The organism is Peptidiphaga sp. (genome assembly GCF_057238965.1).
Genome location: NZ_DBHHEV010000053.1, coordinates 1 through 17,016, shown reverse-complemented (window position 1 = coordinate 17,016; position 17,016 = coordinate 1). Strand labels below are relative to the sequence as shown.

General features: G+C 65.6%; 11 protein-coding genes. 7 read left to right on the top strand and 4 right to left on the bottom strand.

Going from position 1 to position 17,016, the window contains the following annotated elements:
* Positions 1 to 316: 316 nt before the first annotated feature.
* From ACO48X_RS07390 to ACO48X_RS07375, 4 genes are read left to right on the top strand one after another with little or no spacing between them, the layout of a single operon-like run.
* Positions 317 to 1,675: a hypothetical protein gene (locus ACO48X_RS07390; RefSeq protein ID WP_485001448.1), complete on the top strand. Its 1,359-nt coding sequence runs from the start codon at positions 317 to 319 to the stop codon at positions 1,673 to 1,675.
* Between the two features lie 33 nt (positions 1,676 to 1,708).
* Complete coding sequence (eccD, locus tag ACO48X_RS07385) at positions 1,709 to 3,064, top strand: type VII secretion integral membrane protein EccD (RefSeq protein WP_485001447.1); 1,356 nt, start codon at positions 1,709 to 1,711, stop codon at positions 3,062 to 3,064.
* 1 nt (position 3,065) lies between these two features.
* Entirely contained in the window at positions 3,066 to 4,433 is a 1,368-nt protein-coding gene (locus tag ACO48X_RS07380) for a type VII secretion protein EccB (RefSeq protein WP_485001446.1), read from the top strand.
* Between the two features lie 26 nt (positions 4,434 to 4,459).
* Complete coding sequence (locus ACO48X_RS07375) at positions 4,460 to 5,875, top strand: S8 family serine peptidase (protein ID WP_485001445.1); 1,416 nt, start codon at positions 4,460 to 4,462, stop codon at positions 5,873 to 5,875.
* Between the two features lie 65 nt (positions 5,876 to 5,940).
* Here ACO48X_RS07375 and ACO48X_RS07370 read toward each other — a convergent pair whose 3' ends face one another.
* Together ACO48X_RS07370 and ACO48X_RS07365 are read right to left on the bottom strand one after the other, a co-directional pair.
* Positions 5,941 to 7,935 (bottom strand): hypothetical protein, encoded by a 1,995-nt coding sequence (locus ACO48X_RS07370; protein WP_485001444.1) that lies wholly within the window; start codon positions 7,933 to 7,935, stop codon positions 5,941 to 5,943.
* Between the two features lie 6 nt (positions 7,936 to 7,941).
* Positions 7,942 to 8,598, bottom strand: a complete 657-nt coding sequence (locus ACO48X_RS07365; RefSeq protein ID WP_485001443.1) for a hypothetical protein — start codon at positions 8,596 to 8,598, stop codon at positions 7,942 to 7,944.
* 725 nt (positions 8,599 to 9,323) lie between these two features.
* Here ACO48X_RS07365 and ACO48X_RS07360 point away from each other — a divergent pair.
* Positions 9,324 to 9,497 (top strand): Rv0909 family putative TA system antitoxin, encoded by a 174-nt coding sequence (locus ACO48X_RS07360; RefSeq protein ID WP_485001442.1) that lies wholly within the window; start codon positions 9,324 to 9,326, stop codon positions 9,495 to 9,497.
* Between the two features lie 10 nt (positions 9,498 to 9,507).
* Entirely contained in the window at positions 9,508 to 10,539 is a 1,032-nt protein-coding gene (gene gluQRS / locus ACO48X_RS07355; protein WP_485001441.1) for a tRNA glutamyl-Q(34) synthetase GluQRS, read from the top strand.
* Positions 10,540 to 10,620: 81 nt separating this feature from the next.
* Here gluQRS and ACO48X_RS07350 read toward each other — a convergent pair whose 3' ends face one another.
* Complete coding sequence (locus tag ACO48X_RS07350) at positions 10,621 to 13,302, bottom strand: ExeM/NucH family extracellular endonuclease (protein WP_485001440.1); 2,682 nt, start codon at positions 13,300 to 13,302, stop codon at positions 10,621 to 10,623.
* A gap of 184 nt (positions 13,303 to 13,486) precedes the next feature.
* Positions 13,487 to 15,439 carry an ABC transporter ATP-binding protein gene (locus tag ACO48X_RS07345; protein ID WP_485001439.1) on the bottom strand — a complete coding sequence of 651 codons (1,953 nt, stop codon included), beginning with the start codon at positions 15,437 to 15,439 and terminating at the stop codon, positions 13,487 to 13,489.
* A 60-nt stretch (positions 15,440 to 15,499) separates the two neighbouring features.
* Between ACO48X_RS07345 and ACO48X_RS07340 the strand changes: the two genes are divergently transcribed.
* Positions 15,500 to 16,765: a methyltransferase domain-containing protein gene (locus ACO48X_RS07340; protein WP_485001438.1), complete on the top strand. Its 1,266-nt coding sequence runs from the start codon at positions 15,500 to 15,502 to the stop codon at positions 16,763 to 16,765.
* Positions 16,766 to 17,016: the final 251 nt, after the last annotated feature.

Below are 17,016 nucleotides of genomic sequence, written 5' to 3'. Positions count from 1 at the left end.
CGGCGCTTTCGGCGCCTGACGTTTCGTCGTTGCCACGTGCTGTCCTCCAGATTCGTTCTCTTCCCTCATGGATATGCGAAGCGGGCCGGCCTGCGGACCGCGGCGCGGGCCCCTCTATGGATCATACTGAGCAAAACGGATTCGCTCGAGCGTGTCCATCCTCGCTTTCCTCGGAATTCATGCCCCCATTCACCGAAACTGCGCGGTTAGTGAGATTTGCTGTAAGTTTACGGGGAGTACTCCACCGAGCGCGGGCCCACGCAGCGCGCTATTGTGGACGAGAACGTACACACGCAGCTTTCGACCAAGGGGAAGCATGGCCGCCACTTCAGCGTCTGTTTCATACCTCACCCTCGTGGTGCAGGGGGAGAGCCACGACGTCGTCGCGCCGGCGGGCTTGACGCTAGCGCAGATCCTCAAGATCCGCAGGGTGCCGCCGGACCTCGTGCCCTGCACAGTCGCCGGCGACAAGCTTCCCGGCGCCTTGGTGGTGGGCCGGGAGATCCGCAACGGGGCGCTCGTCATGCTCCAACCGCCCGGGCCCGACTTCCAAGTGACCCTCGAGGACTACAAGCCGAACGCCGCCTCGCCCGAAGCCGCCTTCTCCCCCGCCGTCTCGATTGTGGGAATGCTCATCTCCGTGGTCCTGTCGCTCCTCGTCTTCCTCAGGAGCCCGCTCGTCCCGGAATGGCAGGCGCTGACGGCGGCCGGAACGATGCTTCTCCTCGGACTGCTCTACTCGCTGCGCCCCAACATGGGGCATCCCGTCTCCGAAACCCTCGCCGCCGTCACCTGCGGCATGACGGCGGGTTTCCTGGCGACGGCGTCCAATCCCGACGACGCCAAGTATCAGGCGCTCGTCAGCGCCTTCGCGGCCGCCGGAATCCTCGCGGCGATGCGGTGGGCATGGCGCGGACGCAACGACGTCGCAACTGCCCGGGTGGCGGGAGACTGCGCGGCGCTCGGCCTCATCGTCTCCCTGGGCGGCCTCGCGTTCCTCATCCTCGGCGTCAAGATCGAACTGCTGCTGGCCGGCCTGTTCGGCCTGTCCGCGCCTCTCATCCAGGCGCTTCCAGGGTTTTCGATAAGCGTTCCCGTCGAAAGGCTCATCGACGAGGCGACCATCGTGCGCGAAGCCCGCTCCGTCAGGCACGCCGAGCCGAAGAAGCTCGACAAGATCACTCCGCAGGAGACGGCCGACCTCATCGCGGCCGGCACAGCCCGCAACCGCCTGTGGACGGCCATTCTCTGCTCGGCCGCCCTCGTCATGCTGCCGACGATGACCCGCGCCGCCCTGCGCGGAGGATGGCAGGGCGTCGTGGCGGGGGTCTCGATCGCCTTCGTCGCCCTGGCCTTCCTCCTCGTGCCGCGGACGGCGGCCGCGATATACGTTCGCGTCGTCCCGAGGGCGACGGTGGCGGCGATGGCCCTCTGCGGCGCGGCGTTCGCCGGCGCTCGGGGGTTCATAAAGGAGCCGGTGCCCCCCGTCGTCGTCCTCACGTGCGTCGCCTTCACCATTCTCCTTGTAAGCATTCCCATTTCCCGCGGCTGGAGGCCCCTTTCCTTCACCCGCATAGCCGATATCGTCCAAAGCCTCGCCTGCGCCTGGGCCCTGCCCCTCGCCCTCGCGGGAACGGGCCTCATCACCCTTGTTCGAACAGGGGGAACTTCATGATCCACCCATCCGCCGTCACGAATCGAGTGAGCGATGCCTGAGAGAAAAGAAAACTTCATTCGAGCGACCCTCATACACGAGGAGAAGCGGGCAGACATCCTTTTGCCCTCCAACATGCCGGTGGTCGAGCTCATTCCGAGCGTCGTCCGTCGCTTCGTCTCGGTGACTCCCCGAATGGTCTCGCGAGGATTCATCCTCACCACCCCCAACGGGCAGGTCGTGGATCAGTCCCTCACATTGAAAGCCCAGGGAATCAACGACGGCACGCTCCTCATGCTCTCGCCCAGGGTGAAGGAGATCGAGAAGAAGTACGACGATCCGATCGAGGCGGTCGCCGACGTCGTCAACGAGACCAACAGGCCCTGGACGGACTCCGACGCCGCCGGGGTGGCAACCGGGGCGGCCATAACGCTTCTCGTCGCCTCGGCGATCCTCCTGTGCATGGCGCGGCCCCTGGCGGGAATCTCCATACCGATCATCCTGGGCGGCATGGCCATCTTGCTGATCGGCGTCATCTGGGCGCTTCAGCGCGGCGAGCGGCACACCCACGCCGCGGCGCTCGCCCTCGTCTCCTCGGTGATCGTCGGGGCGTGCGGCTTCAGCGTGCCCAACCCGCCCGCCTCCTTCGGCCTCGACATGGCGCTTGGCGGATTCTGCTGCTCGATCGCGGCAATGTTGACGATGCCGCTGCTGAGCGAATGGAAGGAGATCATGTTCGCCCCCGCGGTGGCAGGCATCTCGCTGGGCGCCGTCGGAGGGGTCAACATGGCGCTCGCCGATTCGCATGAGCGCGTCGCCGTCGTCGCCACGAGCCTCCTCGGCATCTTCCTGCTCATTCTTCCCGGGCTGTCGATGCGTCTGAGCAGGCTCGACCAGGCTGACCCGCTTCTGGCTTCGGGCGGCGGAGGCCCGGCGGCCAATCCGGGCGCAAAGCGCGAAGCCCGGCCGATCAACCCGCGCGTGATCAAAGACCGCTACCTTCGCGGCCGCCGGGCGATGTTCGCGGCGCGATGCGGGGCGGGCTTCGCCCTTGCCGTCCTCACTCCGTTCACGGTCGCCAGCGGCAAGTGGGGCGTCGTGGTCATCGCCGGAATCCTGATCATTCTGACGGTCGGATCGCGAGTGCAGTACGCGAAGATGGACGTCATGTCGGAATACGTCATCGCCGTCCTCGTCTTCGCCATCGGATGCTCCTCGGTGATGATGCTCCACTCGCAGTGGTGGCTCGGCCTCGTCATCGTCCTGGCCGTCGTGGCCTCCATCCTCATCGCCTACGGCCTGGTCATAGGAAAGACCCCCCAGTGGCTGCGCCAGGCGGCCGACATGTCCGAGACGATTGCGGGAATCGTCCTCATTCCCGCCGCAGTTCTAGCTCTAAGGTTGTGGTGACGTGGCATCGACGAAAGACATCCTCGACGGGCAGCGTTTCAACCGTCAGCGCTTGGTGACGGCCTTCACCTCCGGAATGCCCGGAGGCCGCGAGCTCACCCCCATCCACCCGTGGAAAGGCATCATCGCGAGCCTCGTGATCACGGCCCTTGTAGTCGGCGGGGCGTGGATATCGAAGCTGTTCGCCCCGTCCCTTCCCGACGGCTGGAAGAACGGCAACCTCGTCATCAACTCGTCGAACGGCTCCCGGTACGTCTCTATTGAAGGAAAGCTCTACCCCGTTCTCAACGCCTTCTCGGCCCATCTTCTCTTTCCCAACCTCAAAACGATCACCGCGAACGACGACGCCTTGGCGACCGCCCCGCTCGGCCCGGTCGTCGGCATCCCGGGCGCACCGGACAAGGTTCCCTCTGCCGACAAGGTCAAAAACGCGGACATCAGCGCATGCATCGCGAGCAACGACTTCCTGTGGAAGGGCGTGAACATGAAAGAGAAGGTCTCCTCGGCGAACGGGGCGGCGCTTTTCGTCGAGAGCAACCACGTGAAGTACCTCATCGCAGGCGAGTATCGCTATCCCTTCAGAGAGGGCGAGGGCGAGAACCCGAAGGCCGAGCGCATCCTCGAAAGCTTCAACATCGACGACGCCAAGCCGATCCAGGTCAAGGCCGCGTGGCTCAACCTCTTCAAAGAGGGAGAGCCCCTCACTCCCCTCCAGATCGACGAAGGCAGGGGCAATGTGAGAGTCGAAGGGATCGATCGGGAGTACCCCGTCGGAACGATTCTCAAGGAGGCCGACGAAGAGAAGGGCACGAAGTACTATCTGGTCCGCAAGGACGGAAAGCTGCAGCGCATGTCGACGACGGCCTTCCACATGTACACGCTCTCATCCTCGGGCCGCGACGCCACCCCCTCGAAGATCAAATCCTATGAGAGGGGCCGGGCAACCTTCAACGACGAGAAGCTCATGCCCACGTGGCCCGAGGACATCCCCCGCCTCGTGAACAACTCGACGTCGAGGCCGTGCGCGCACGTCGCCACGGGGCAGAGCACAAGGCTCATGGTGAGCAACAGCATTCCCCGCCTCACCTCCGATCGCGTGGAGGTCGCCTCCCAGACGGGGGCCATCGTCACCCAGCCAGGCAACAAGGTAAAGCGCTACCACCTGATCGACGAGGACGGCCTCGCCTACGAGATGGACAACTTCGAGAAAACCGGCGAATCGCTGGGGTACAAGAACGTGACTCCGCTGGAGGCTCCGCCCGAGTGGATGGATCTGTTCAGCTCCGGGAAAGAGAAGACTCCGACGCTTTCCGTCGAGGCAGCATGGTCCACCGTCCCGGCCGACGCCCGCAAGGCGGCGAACAAGTGAGATCGAAGGGAGTGAGCGCAAGGAGCATGGACCGGAGAGAACGAAAAGCCTGGCGCTGGGCAGCGGCCTCGTCGGCCCTAGTCCTCGGCCTCAGCGGGCTCGGGGCAACGGCTTCCGCACAGGTCAGGGCTTCCGCACAGGTCAGGGCTTCCGCACAGGTCAAAGGACCCGCTCCGATGTGGTTCGACAGGCAGAACTGCGAGAAGGATTCGGCCAAGAGCTACCACCCCAAGGACGAAGAAAGGAACGCGATCGGCACCTACGCGCTCGATCTGACCGAGACCCACAAGCTGACCAGGGGCAAGAAGGCGACGATCGCGCTTATCGACACCGGAATCGCGACGAACAACAACAACCTCAACCCCGCATTGACCGGCGCGAGCTTCGGCGCGGGGATCGACCTCACGGGGGGCAACAACTTCAGGGTCGACAATGACGGACACGGAACGGCCGACGCTTCCATCATCGCCGCCCAGCCGGGCAAAACGAGGTCCTTCAGCGGCGTCGCCCCCGAAGCGACGATCGTCCCCGTCAAGGTGGCCAACGAAGAGCCTCAGGAGGACGCCGGCGCGTCAGCCATAAAAGCCTACAAGCAGAGCTTGGCCGCCAACCTCATCAAGGGGATCAGCTGGGCGGCCAACAACTCGTCCGTCGACATCATCGCCATACCCATAGCCGGGGACTCAAGCGCGAGCAACGACGCCCTCAAGAAGGCCACGGAAGACGCGATAGCCAAGGGCAAAGTGGTCGTCGCCGCCGCCGGGAACTCTGAAAACCGACGCGGCGGGTCCTCTTCGCCCTCGGCCACTTCGACGTCCTCGTCAAACTCCTCCGAGAATATGCGCTACCCTGCCGGATACGAGGGCGTCATCGGCGTGACCGCGGCGGATTCGCAAGGAAACGTCAACGAGTCCGTCGTCCATTCGGACGCCGTCAAGCTGGTTGCGCCCGGCCAGAACATGATCGTGGCCAACGGGGCGACGGGCATCTGCCTGACCTCCACGCAAGCCCCGAGCACCAGTTATGCCACCGCCTACGTCGCCGGCGTCGCGGCCCTCGTCAAAGCCCGCCACCCGAGTGAAAGCGGCAGGATGATCACGTATCGTCTGCTGTCTTCGGCCAACCGTGCGAGCGCGGCCAGTTCGAACAAAGAACGCGGCTGGGGGTTCGTCAATCCCTACGGCGCAGTCACGATGGTCGACGACGGGCAGATTCCGGGTCCGACCTCGCCCGTCATTCAACGGCTCAAACCGGTTCCCACGGTGGGCTCCGACGTTCCCCCCAAGCCGCACGATCCGCAAGGCAACGGCCGCAAAGCTGGAATCATCTGGGCCGGCGCAGGCGTGGGACTGACCGTGGTGCTGCTCATCTTGGCGGCGGGGCGCAGCAGAATGGCGCTCAGGCCGCGCAAGGCCGACGACGCGGACAGCGCCAAAGACTAGCCGCGCAGAAAAGCGGCGGTGGAGCGGATCTCTCCGTTCCACCGCCGCTTTGGCTTACGGCGTTCTCACTTGCTCGGCTCAACCGACGCCGAATCGCCGGCCCCGACCGCTTCTAGACTCTCAGTCGAATCGCCACGCCTGCCTGACTCCAGGAAGGTGACGGCCCGGCCGGGGTCGTAGCTGGAAACGACGTTCTCCTTCGCGGGAAGAAGGCCTTCGATCCCTTTGCCCTGCGTTTCCTGCGGGCTCTCGTCGCGCCTGAGACGGCGCCCGACCAACCGGCGCAGAATGCTCGAATCCTTGCGCTGCGATTCGGCCGACGTCGAAACGCCGCTCTCACTCTCGGAGGCCTTCTCCTGAGGCAGGGGCTCGTTCAGCTCGAGGGAGACCTTCACCTCGCCGTTTTCGACTTTGGCCACGATCGAGGCGGAGAACCTCGACATGACACGGTACAGGGTTCCCGACGCCCGCGCGGTCACCGTGAAGGTGCGCACGGCGCCGCGACGCGCGGCTTTCCTCTTCGGACGCTTGGACGCCTCCGCCATCTTTTGGGCGGTGACTGCCGCGCTGCCCGTCACGGGAACACGGCCTTGCGTGCCGAGGGCGCCGTGCGCCCCGCCGACCGCGAGTGCGCCGCCGATCCCGAGCCGTGCGCCGGCCAAGCCCCTCGTCGGAGCCTTCGTCCGGCGCGGCAACCCGGTGGCCGAACGACGCGCCTTCGAGTTTCGAGTCTCGCTTGCGGCGTTGCGGGCCGCCGTCGAGGCCGCCCGAGCGGAGCCCGTCCGGCCGGCCGTGCCCGCGGTGCGAGACGCGCCCATCCCGTCTGTGCGATTCTGCGTCGAGGTCTTCGCCCGCTTGGCGGTGGTCGCCCCCTTTAGAATCCCGGAGCTGCGTGTCTGCGTCGAGGCCTTAGCCCGCGCCGCGGTGGTCGCTCCCCTCGTGATTCCCGGCGTCCGAGCGGAAGACGAGCCGCTGACCGGCCGAGCCGCGCCGCTGGCGCCGCCGAGTCCGCGGGACGCCGTCGCAGAGGCTTCCGCACGCGCCGCAGTGGTCGCTCCCCTCAGGATTCCCGACCCGCTTCCAGGCGACTGAACCCGCATCGTCGCGCCGGAGCGCAAAGCCGACGAAGCCGACTGCGGAGCGGAGGCCATCTGAGCCGCCTTCGCCGCCTGGTAAAGCTTGTAACTCGCGGCAGCGGCCCCGCCCGTCGCGGCCGCGGCCGTGGCCATCGGGTTGTACACGGCAGGCGAATGCAGCATCGAAGGCTGAGAAACGGCGTGCCCGGCCTGCACGCTGGGCATCGAGTAGTGCGAGGACTGCAGGGAGAGCCCGCCGCCGTCCACGCGCGACCCGGAATGCCACTCGGTGGCGGACCTCGTGGGCCCGGTCGCCACGGGCTCCGAACTCGCGGGAGGCATGAAGAAAGACTTCACCTGATTGAACAGCTTGACCGCCTGGTCGAACTTTTGGAAGGCGTCCTGCACCTCCTCCACCGAGGGCAGCTTGACCTTCAACTTCGACTCGACCTCCTGCTTGAGGCCTTCAAGCTGGGCGAACGGAGGAAGCTTTCCCATGGCGTCGAACGTGTTCACGTCCAACCCCTTGAGCACGGCAAGGGCCTGAACGTCGAGCACGCCCATGGCGGCCTGGTGCACCGCATTCGCGTGCGCCACAATCATGGGCGCAGCGACGGGCCCGGCGGCGGGGGCCATGGCCACCGCGCTGTCGCGGGCGGCGTTCGCGGCATCCACGTTCTTTCTGATCTCGCCGTACTCAAATTGCGCGCGGCGCCCAACCTCGACAACCTGGCGGCGCGCCGTGGAGACCCGCTTGATGCCGTCCGAATGGTCGACGACCCTCGCTTGAAGCTTGTCGAGATTCTCCCGGGTGGTGTCCGCCATCTGACCCTCGAAACCGAGCTCGCCGGCGATCGACCGCGTTCGCATGGCGACGGTTTCAAGATGCTGCGCCACCCGGTCCAAACCGTCGGAAATGGCGTCGTGCGCGGCAGGGGCCCACGGCCCGATCAATCCCAGCTTTTCAACGTGCGGCGTGGTCATCTGACATCACCCTTTCTTTTGGCCGGCTTCGCCGGATTCCTGAGACGCGCCGTCGGAGCCGAGCGTTGCCTGCTCGCCTGCGGCCATCGAACTCTCAGCAGACATGGAAAACTCGCCGGACGTCGAAAACTCCCCCGACATGGAGAACTCGGCGGGCATCGAGTTCCCTCCAGACGTCGAACTTCCCGACGACGTCGAACCCTGGCCGCTCGCAGAGTTCTGCGAGCTTCCCGAGCCTTGGGCGTCGCTCGAGCCTTCTCCGCCCATGAGCGACTGCCCGAGGTGCACAGCCTGCTTGATTCGCGACAGGAACTCGGGGGTCTTATAGGCGAAGTTGGCCGAAGCCTGCGCCAGCGTGTCGAGAAGGTGCACGTACTTTCCCTGGTGGGTGTCGTCCGCCCCCAGGGACTTTTCCAGCGCTATCCGGAGGTTGGCGATCACTTCCGTATATTGCTGGGATATGTTCGTCAGTTCGCCGTCGATCACTTTCATGGTCGCCCCAAGCGGGACGGAGAACTTGTTGACTTCGCTCAGAGCCGTCCACATCTCCGAAATGTCCAGATTCCCGAAGGCGACCTTGGCCTTCGCGAAATCGTCGGACGTGCTTTTCAGATCGTTGATCCTCTGCGAGAAGATGCTCTCGTCGAGTTTGAACATGGTCATTGTTTCTCCCTTCTTCAATTTCCATTTCAATCGGCATCCCGGTCACGTCCGCTTTCTAAGCCGTGCATCGCCACGCATTCCCCGCCGCGGTTTGGCGAGCGCCGACAGCACGGCACCGCACCGACAAATCGCTGCAGTTCGACACGCATCGGCCGCACTCCCCGCACATGCGCATACGGGGCGCCAACCGCACATTCCTTCCCACACCACAAACAGAGACATGAACGACAACAGAACCGAACGGGACTCATACCAGCCTACTCTGGGTAAACCTGTATTTCCAGAGACTTCGGAGGTCACTTCTCCCCAATTTCCTCCCCACCCGCCTTTCATCCCTCAACGGACGAAAAACTCTTGCAAATTCGGCGTTCTCCTCCCCCGCCACACTGGCGAAACCCCGTTTACCGCAAAGAAGTGCCGCACGTCATGCGCACATTCTCTCCCCAGGCGCTTGCATCAAGGTTTTTCTGCGAGTATAAGCGGAAAAGTCGACATTCATGCAACCGTAAGATACAGTCGTCCCCACAGTCCGAAATCCAATGCTGCCCGGAGAGATCCGCACGCACGGGCGTTCGCCGCGCCTTTCCGCGAGGGCCGTCGCACAGTGTCTCGACGTCGGCTAAGCCTTGCCTGATCGTCGATACGTTAAGATTGGACTGCCTCACAGCGGGTCAAACGCCCGCATAAAACGGCCAAACACCCGCATAAAACGAACGGAGTACACAATGGGCATTTTCGACAAGGCCAAGGACGCTCTCCACAGCGAGGGCATCGAAGAGAAGTCCGACGCCGTCCTCGACAAGGTTGAGGACTTCGCGTCGAAGAAGCTTGGGGAGGACAAGGCCGAAAAGGTCTCAAAGGTGCGCGACGCCATCGACCGTCACATCGGCGACGAATGACGCCGCAGCTATGACGGGCGTCGAGGCGCGGCCAGAATCGCCCGGCTGCGGCCGTTTCGCCCCCTCGCCCACCGGGGACCTCCACCTCGGCAACCTCCGCACGGCGCTGCTCGCATGGAGCCTGGCCAGGCAAAGCGGGAGAGGCTTCCTCATGAGGATGGAGGATCTTGACGCCCGCTCACGGCCCGAGTTCGTTTCACGCCAGCTGGCGGACCTCGAGGCCGTAGGCGTGGAATGGGACGGCCCCGTCCTCTTCCAATCCGCGAGATTGCAGCACTATCGCGACGTCGTCGACGATCTCTCGTCGCGGGGCATGCTGTACGAGTGCTACTGCACCCGACGCGACTTGGCCGAGGCGCCCTCGGCGCCGCACAGCCCTCCAGGCGCATATCCGGGCACGTGCCGCGGCCTGAGCGAGCGCGAGAGGAGCGAGCGGCGCGCGGCTCTGACGAATCGGGGCCCCGCCCTTCGGCTGGCCGCCCAGGCAGGCAGCGTCGCCGTCGTCGACGCGGTGTTCGGGCTGTACACGGGAACGGCGGACGATCTCGTCATTCTGCGCGGCGACGGCGTTTTCAGCTATAACTTCGCCTCGGTGCTCGACGACGCCGCAACGGGCGTGACGCAGGTTGTCCGCGGCGACGACCTGCTGCCGTCGACTCCGCGCCAGGCGCATTTGCACGAGCTCCTCGGCTTCACCCTGCCCGAATACGCCCACGTGCCGCTGGTCGAGAACGCCGAGGGCGCGAGGCTGGCCAAGCGCGACGGCGCCGTGACAATGGAGGCGTTGAAGGGGTTCGGGTGGACGCCGGCCGACGTCGTCGAACTGCTGGGGGCGAGCCTCGGCATGGGGCATCCGCGCACCGCGGCCGAATTCGCCGACCTTTTGCGCGTCCCAGACCTTCGGCGCCCCGCCTGGCGCATCGATCCGGCGATCCTGGAGAGCGGCCCGACGCCGGAGACGTTCAAGGAACTCACCGCCGCAGAACCGGCGCAGACCGGCAAGCCAGCGCAGACGGCCAAGCCCCGGCAGGCGCCCGCGTAAGGCAGCCGCCTCAGCGCCGTCCATACGGGACGCCCCCGCACAGCCCGCCCTCCGCCTCCAGCAATCTTCCTCCCGCAGGCGTCATCTGCGGATGGCGGCGACGGTGTCGCGGCGATCCCCGTTCCAATCGCCCGCGACGATCGAATCGCTTGCTCGGCCGAACGAGAACGCCGTCTCGGCGGGCCCTCCCTTCGTCGCATTCGTCGCGAAGAGAATGTGCCCGCGCCTGACCGACACCGTGTCGCGGCCGTCGCCGTCCCAATCGCCCACAAGGGGAACGTCGCCCGTGCGGCCGTAGCGGTAGGCGACGTCGGCCTCGCCTCCGCCGAGCGCATTCCTCAGGTAGACGCCGTTGCCGCGCCGCACGCCGGGAGTGGCTTTGCCGTCGCCGTCCCAATCGCCCACGAGCCCGGCGTCGCCCTCTCTCCCGTAAGAAAAGGAAACGCTCGCCGGCCCCGAGCGGGTCAGATCCGTTTTGGCCGCGAACAGACGCCCCTTGTGGAGAACGAGGTCGTCTTTTCCGTCGCCGTCGACGTCGCCGACGAGAATCTCGCCGGAGTCCGCCCCCTCGAAGGCCACCGTGGAGGTTGCGCCTCCGCTGCGATTGACTCCATAGAGGGTGAAGGCCGCGCCGTTGCGCACGCCGAGGGTCGCAATCCCGTCGCCGTCCCAGTCCCCGGCGATCGCCTCGCCGGGCTGGGCGATGACCATGCCCAGCTTGGCCCGGTGCGTGGCCAGATCGTCGACGAAGTAGGCCGTGCACGTCCCCGACTCGATGCAGGGGTCGGGGATCGGCTTGGCGGCGTCCGGATCGGAGGGGCGCGGACCAGGGGGCTGAGGCGCCTTCCCCACGTTGACTCCGACCTTGACCGGGTCGTGGTCGGACGAGCGGAAGGGGCCGCCGTCCCACAGCTGCTTGACGTTGTAATTGTTCCGCGAATATTCGAAGGCCGGCGATTCCATCGCGTTGACGCTCCACACGTCAGCACCGGCCACTATGCGGCGGGCGGCGTCGTTCGCCAAAACGTGGTCGAGAGAGCCGACGGCACCGCCGAACTGATACGAATGGTCTGCGCGCCCAATCGAATCGCGGACCTTGGAGTAGCCCGCGTCACGCAGCGCAAGAATCGGGTCCTCCGCCGAATACGAGTTGAAATCGCCCACCAGGAACGTCGGGCGGTTTCCGTACTGCTCCTTCGCCCACTGCGCCAGCGCCTTCGCCTGGGCCGTGCGCAGGCGGTTGTTGTTGCCCTGATAGGGATCGCTGTCATTCGGGTAGGCGCTCGCGAGGGACCCTTTCGACTTGAAGTGGTTCGCCACGACTGCGAAGGCCTCGCCGCGGGGCGCGCCGGCGGCGTCGAGCGCGCGCCACTCTTGGCCCAGCGGTTCGCGGGCATATCCGGCGAATTCCTTGTTTCCCGTCAGAATGCGGGACTCGCCCACCGGCTCGACTTTGCCTTTCTGGTAGACGAAGGCGAGGCGTATGACGTCTTCGGAGGCGGGGACCCTCGACGGCGAAGGAACATACGCCCACTGCTCGCGGCCCGCGCGCTCGTTCAGCGCCTTGACCAGGGCCGCGAGCGAGGCGTCGCGATCATGGCCGAATTTAGAGGAGGTCTCGATCTCCTCGAGCGAGACGACGGAGGCGTCGAGGCCCGCTATGGCCGAGACGATCTTCTGCTGTTGCCTCTCGAACGCCGCCTTGCTGTAAGCCCCCCGCACGTCGCATCGATTGGCGGTGACGGGGTTGCCCTCGCGGTCGTCGTAGGACTTGCACCCGGCCTCCGATTCGCCGAGGTCGGTGAAGTAGTTGAGGACGTTGAACGAGGAGACGGTGACGTCGCCTCCCACTTTCTCGGGCGCGGCCTTGCGCGTGTTTTCCACCTCGACGTACTCGGAGGACCTGTCTCCCGTTTCCTCGCCCGTCACCGGGGAGACGGGCTGAAGGTTCCATTGCTTGCGAAAGTCAAGGACTGCGGGCCTCTTCAGCGAGATCGCCGATCCGACGCGCGCGGGGCTCTGCTGCGACAGATACGGCAGCGGGACTTCGGGATGCGCGTTCTTCGCCCCCGTGTAGGCCCACGAAAGGCCGTCGTCGAGGGTGAGCGAGCGCGCCGCATTCGCCGCCGAGAGCTTCTCGATCTGCTCGCGGTCGGCCGTGGGGTTGAAGACGTCGGAGGGCTGGCGCAGCGGCTCCTCGCCGAAGGCCACGCCCAGCTGGCCGTAACGGTTGGTTTCGTAGTTGTTTGAGATCGTCATGCGGGCGCGAACGTCCACGAGCATGCCTTCGAGGGCCTCCTTGCCGACGTCGTCGGGAACCGCCGTCAAAGGGACGGGGACCGGCGGGGCCGCCTTCTCGTCCAGCTTGGAGAAGCTGGACGCGTTGATCTCGGTCAGGCCGTGGAACTCGGTCACCTTGCCCTTGACTTCGACGTACTCGCCGCTTTTCACCGAGGAAGCAAGCCGGCGCGAATGGACGAACAGGCCGTCGGAGGCGCTGCGGCGGCCCGCTCCCCCGCTCCCGGGGGTTTGAATGTAAGCGCCGTCGAAGCCCCCGGTCGGATACACGGCGGTCACCACGCCGCGGGTCGTCGCAGTCTGCCCCGCGAGCGGGCTCGCCTGGCCGGTCCCTTGAATTTCAGATATGGCGATTGCGCCGTTTGCCGGGGCCGTCGCCCCTTCGGCGGACGACGTCGCCCCCAGCCCCAGCGCCCAAGCGAGCGCGAGCGCGCCAGCCGTACGCGCCGCCGTACGTCCCGTCATCGCGACGTCCATCTATTGTTCCCTTCTTTCCCCGCCTTCCGCGAGGCGGCGTGACCAGATTGCGACCAGGATGCAACCAGATTGTTACAAGACTACTCCCGACATCGCGAGAAGGCCGGGTCGTGGCGGGCATTGCCGCAAACTGCCCCCGCCGTGGGGACCCGCGTCGGCGCGCCAGCCGTCCTCACCGCTCGAAACCGTACCTGCGCAAACGCCGCCGCGCGCTCTTCGTCCCCTCGGACTGCAGGGCGAGCAGCGTCGCGTAAATGCCGCCCGTGCGCGCAAGCTCCCGGGGAGCGCCGATCTCATCGACCTTCCCGTCTTTGAGCGTGACGATCGTGTCCACCTCCGCGATCGTCGAGAGACGGTGGGCGATGATGATGCTTGTGCGACCCTCCATGAGCGATTCCAGCCCGGCCTGGACCATGCGTTCGGAACGCGTGTCGAGCGCGCTCGTCGCCTCGTCGAGAACCAAAATGTCTGCGTCCTTGAGGATTGCGCGGGCCACGGCGATTCTTTGGCGCTGGCCGCCGGAAAGCTTGAGGCCGCGCTCGCCGATCACCGTCTGATAGCCGTCGGGAAGCCTGCGGATGAACGAGTCGGCGTTGGCCCGCTCCGCCGCGTCCACCACGTCTTGGCGGCTCGCCTCGCTTCTGCCGTAGGCTATGTTCTCCTCGACCGTCCCCGAGAAGAGCGAAGCGTCCTGGAAAACGACGCCGATTTTCCGGCGCAGCTGCGCCACCGGGAAGGCCGACGTCGGACGCCCGAACACGCTGATCCTTCCCGACCGAGGCTCGTACAGGCCCAGAAGGAGGGAGGCTAGCGTCGATTTGCCGCCGCCCGATTCGCCCACGAAGGCGAGGCGCTCGCCCACATGCACGTCGAATGACACGTCCCGCACAACGTCGTCGCCGTCCCCGTAGCCGAAATAGACATGCTCGAAGCTGACCGCGGCTTTCGATGCAGGCTTCGACGCGGGGCCGGCGCCGCCCGCCTCCGCGTCTGCCGCGCACGCGTCGGTGCCGGCAGGCTCTTCAGCGTTCTCGGTCGCGTCGGCGCCGTCGCCCCCGGTCAGCGGCCTCACGGCAGCGTACTCCCGCACGGGCTTGGCCAGGGCGCCTGCTTTCTCGGCCTCGGCGATCTCGCCTTCCACGGCAGGCCGGGCGTCGTTCATCTTCTCCATGACGGCGAAAAAGTCGCGGGAGCCGGCGACGGCGCGCTGAGACGTGTCCACGATCCAGCTCAGGTTCGCAATTGGCTGGCGGGCCATTGCGACGAGCTGGACGAGCACCACCATGTCTCCCACCGAGAATGAGCCGCGCGCGGTGTTGACGAAGATGATCGCATAAACGGCGAAGAACATGAGGCCCATGAAGCTGCGGCGGATGAAGTCCATCGTGTGCCAGTAGCGCGACTGCCGTTCCGTCAGGGTCACGGTCTCGCCGAAAAGCGAGGCGAAGCTCGTCAACTCGCGCAGTTCCTGAACGAAAGACTTGACCGCCTTGATTTGGCCGATCACTTCCATGAAGCGCCCGCTGGCCCGGTCGGTCTTTTCGTTCTTCTGCCTTTCGTAGACCTGCCAGCCCTTCGACGTGAGCATCGTCAGCCACAGATACACGGGGAAGACGAGAAATAGGAGGACGGCGAGCCAGGGAGAGTAGATCGCGGAGATCACGAGGACCGCGACCGTCGTCAGCAAAACCGTGAAGAGGGAATTCGAGAACATCTTCGCGAAATTCGTCGCCTCGGCTATCGAGCGGTTGAGGCGGGAGGTGATCGTTCCCGTCAGCTCGTCGTCGAAATAACTCTGCGGCAGGGCCAAGAGTTTGCGAAAGTATCGGCTTGAGAGGGTGGCCCGCATCTTCTGGCTCATGACGTCGCCGTAGTAGTTTCCGACGGAGACCGCGGCGGTCGAAAGCAGGTCGATGGCGAAGAAGGCGGCGGCGAGCCACACAACTTTCCCGGCCGCGCCCTCCTGCCCCGATCGGACGGCGTGGACGATCGTGTCCGCGGCGTTGCCGATGACGAAGGGGCCCGCAATGCCCGCCAAAGCCACCGCGACCGAAGACACTCCGACGATCGCGTAGTACGGCGCAAGGTTTTTCGTGAAGCGCAGAAGGCGCACGAGACTGCTCATAGTTCCCTCCCAGGCTCTGCCTAGGCCAACACTACAGCTTCGGCGAGATACCCTTTGCCCATGCGCTGCCGTTACTTGGAGTCCGACCTGTGCCATTCGTGCACCCGGGCGAACGTCGCCTACGCCGAACAGCTTGCCGCCAAAGACGCGGCCGTTCGCGCACTCCTTGAGCGGTCCGCCCGCGCGAAAGGCGCCGCGGCCCCCGAAATCGAATGGGACCCTCCCTTCGCATCTGCCGAGGAGGGCTTTCGCAACAAGGCCAAGCTTGCCGTCGGCGGCACGCTTTCAGCCCCTACCCTTGGAATTCTCGGATCGGACAAGCGCGGCATCGACATCGCCGGCTGCCCCCTTTACGAGCCGGCCGTCGCCTCCGGCATCGAGCCTTTGCGGGAATTCATCGGCTTGGCCGGTCTGACGCCCTTCGACGTCCCAAGCGGCCGCGGCGAGCTCAAAAGCCTCATTCTCACCGGCTCGCCCGACGGCGAGCTCATGGTCCGCTTCGTTCTGCGCTCCACCGAATCCCTCGTCCGCATCCGAAAGCACATGGGCCTGCTGCGTCAGTGGCTTCCCCACATCGCCGTCGTCTCGGTCAACCTCCTGCCCGAAAGGAAGGCGGTGCTAGAAGGAGAGGAGGAAATCCTCCTCGGCCCCGAGCAGTCTCTGCGCATGGATTTGGGCGACGTCGTCCTTCGCCTTCGCCCCCAGTCCTTCTTTCAGACGAATACGCGCGTGGCCGTCGGGCTCTATCGCCAGGCGCGGGAGTGGGTCGGCCTCCTGTGCGACGCCGAAACCTCGGAATCGGCCGATTTGGAGGCTCGAGGCCCGGAGCCGGCGGCTTCGGCCTCGACTGGCGGACGGCCGATCGAGCTGTGGGACCTCTACTGCGGAGTCGGCGGCTTCGCCTTGCATTGCGCGGGCCCGGGCCGCCGCGTGACCGGGGTGGAGCTTTCCGCCCAAGCCGTCGAAAGCGCGAGGGCGTCGGCCGCGGCCGCAGGAATCGACGCCGACTTCATCGTCGGAGACTCTCTGTCTGCCGCGCGCGAGCTGGGCTCCGCCGACGTCGTCGCAGTCAACCCGCCGCGTCGAGGAATCGGCGACCTCGCCTCGTGGATCGACGCCTCGCGGATTCGATTCGTTCTCTATTCGAGCTGCAACCCCGCGAGCCTGGCGGCCGACGTCGCCAACATGCCGAGTTTCGCACCTGTCCGCGCCCGGGTCTTCGACATGTTTCCTCACACCGGGCACACGGAGACCCTCGTGCTGCTTGCTCGCAGGCCGAGGCCGGGGCCGCAATGTCTCCCACACCACTCGAGGAGCAGTTCTTGAAACTTTCCTACCTCGGCAGATTGCCTTGAAATGACAGGACTTCTTCACGCGCGACACTGTGTCGCGCGAAGATCCACCCGTAGGTGGAGGGATGGCCGGGCCGGCGGCTCGTAGGCTTATTACCAGAACCGGAGATACAGCGGTTAACCCGCTGGCCCACACGCTCACCTCGGTCTCAACTCGACATACGTTTAAGTTTTCCGGTTGAGAGATACGCACTCACCGCGTAACGGGGCGGGGCCGTATGAACG

Excerpts from the sequence above, each read along its gene's own strand:
- ACO48X_RS07390 (WP_485001448.1), top strand. The coding sequence starts at position 317 with ATGGCCGCCACTTCAGCGTCTGTTTCATACCTCACCCTCGTGGTGCAG.
- eccD (WP_485001447.1), top strand. The coding sequence starts at position 1,709 with ATGCCTGAGAGAAAAGAAAACTTCATTCGAGCGACCCTCATACACGAG.
- ACO48X_RS07375 (WP_485001445.1), top strand. The coding sequence starts at position 4,460 with ATGGACCGGAGAGAACGAAAAGCCTGGCGCTGGGCAGCGGCCTCGTCG.
- ACO48X_RS07370 (WP_485001444.1), bottom strand. The coding sequence starts at position 7,935 with ATGACCACGCCGCACGTTGAAAAGCTGGGATTGATCGGGCCGTGGGCC.
- ACO48X_RS07365 (WP_485001443.1), bottom strand. The coding sequence starts at position 8,598 with ATGACCATGTTCAAACTCGACGAGAGCATCTTCTCGCAGAGGATCAAC.
- ACO48X_RS07360 (WP_485001442.1), top strand. The coding sequence starts at position 9,324 with ATGGGCATTTTCGACAAGGCCAAGGACGCTCTCCACAGCGAGGGCATC.
- gluQRS (WP_485001441.1), top strand. The coding sequence starts at position 9,508 with ATGACGGGCGTCGAGGCGCGGCCAGAATCGCCCGGCTGCGGCCGTTTC.
- ACO48X_RS07350 (WP_485001440.1), bottom strand. The coding sequence starts at position 13,302 with ATGACGGGACGTACGGCGGCGCGTACGGCTGGCGCGCTCGCGCTCGCT.
- ACO48X_RS07345 (WP_485001439.1), bottom strand. The coding sequence starts at position 15,439 with ATGAGCAGTCTCGTGCGCCTTCTGCGCTTCACGAAAAACCTTGCGCCG.
- ACO48X_RS07340 (WP_485001438.1), top strand. The coding sequence starts at position 15,500 with ATGCGCTGCCGTTACTTGGAGTCCGACCTGTGCCATTCGTGCACCCGG.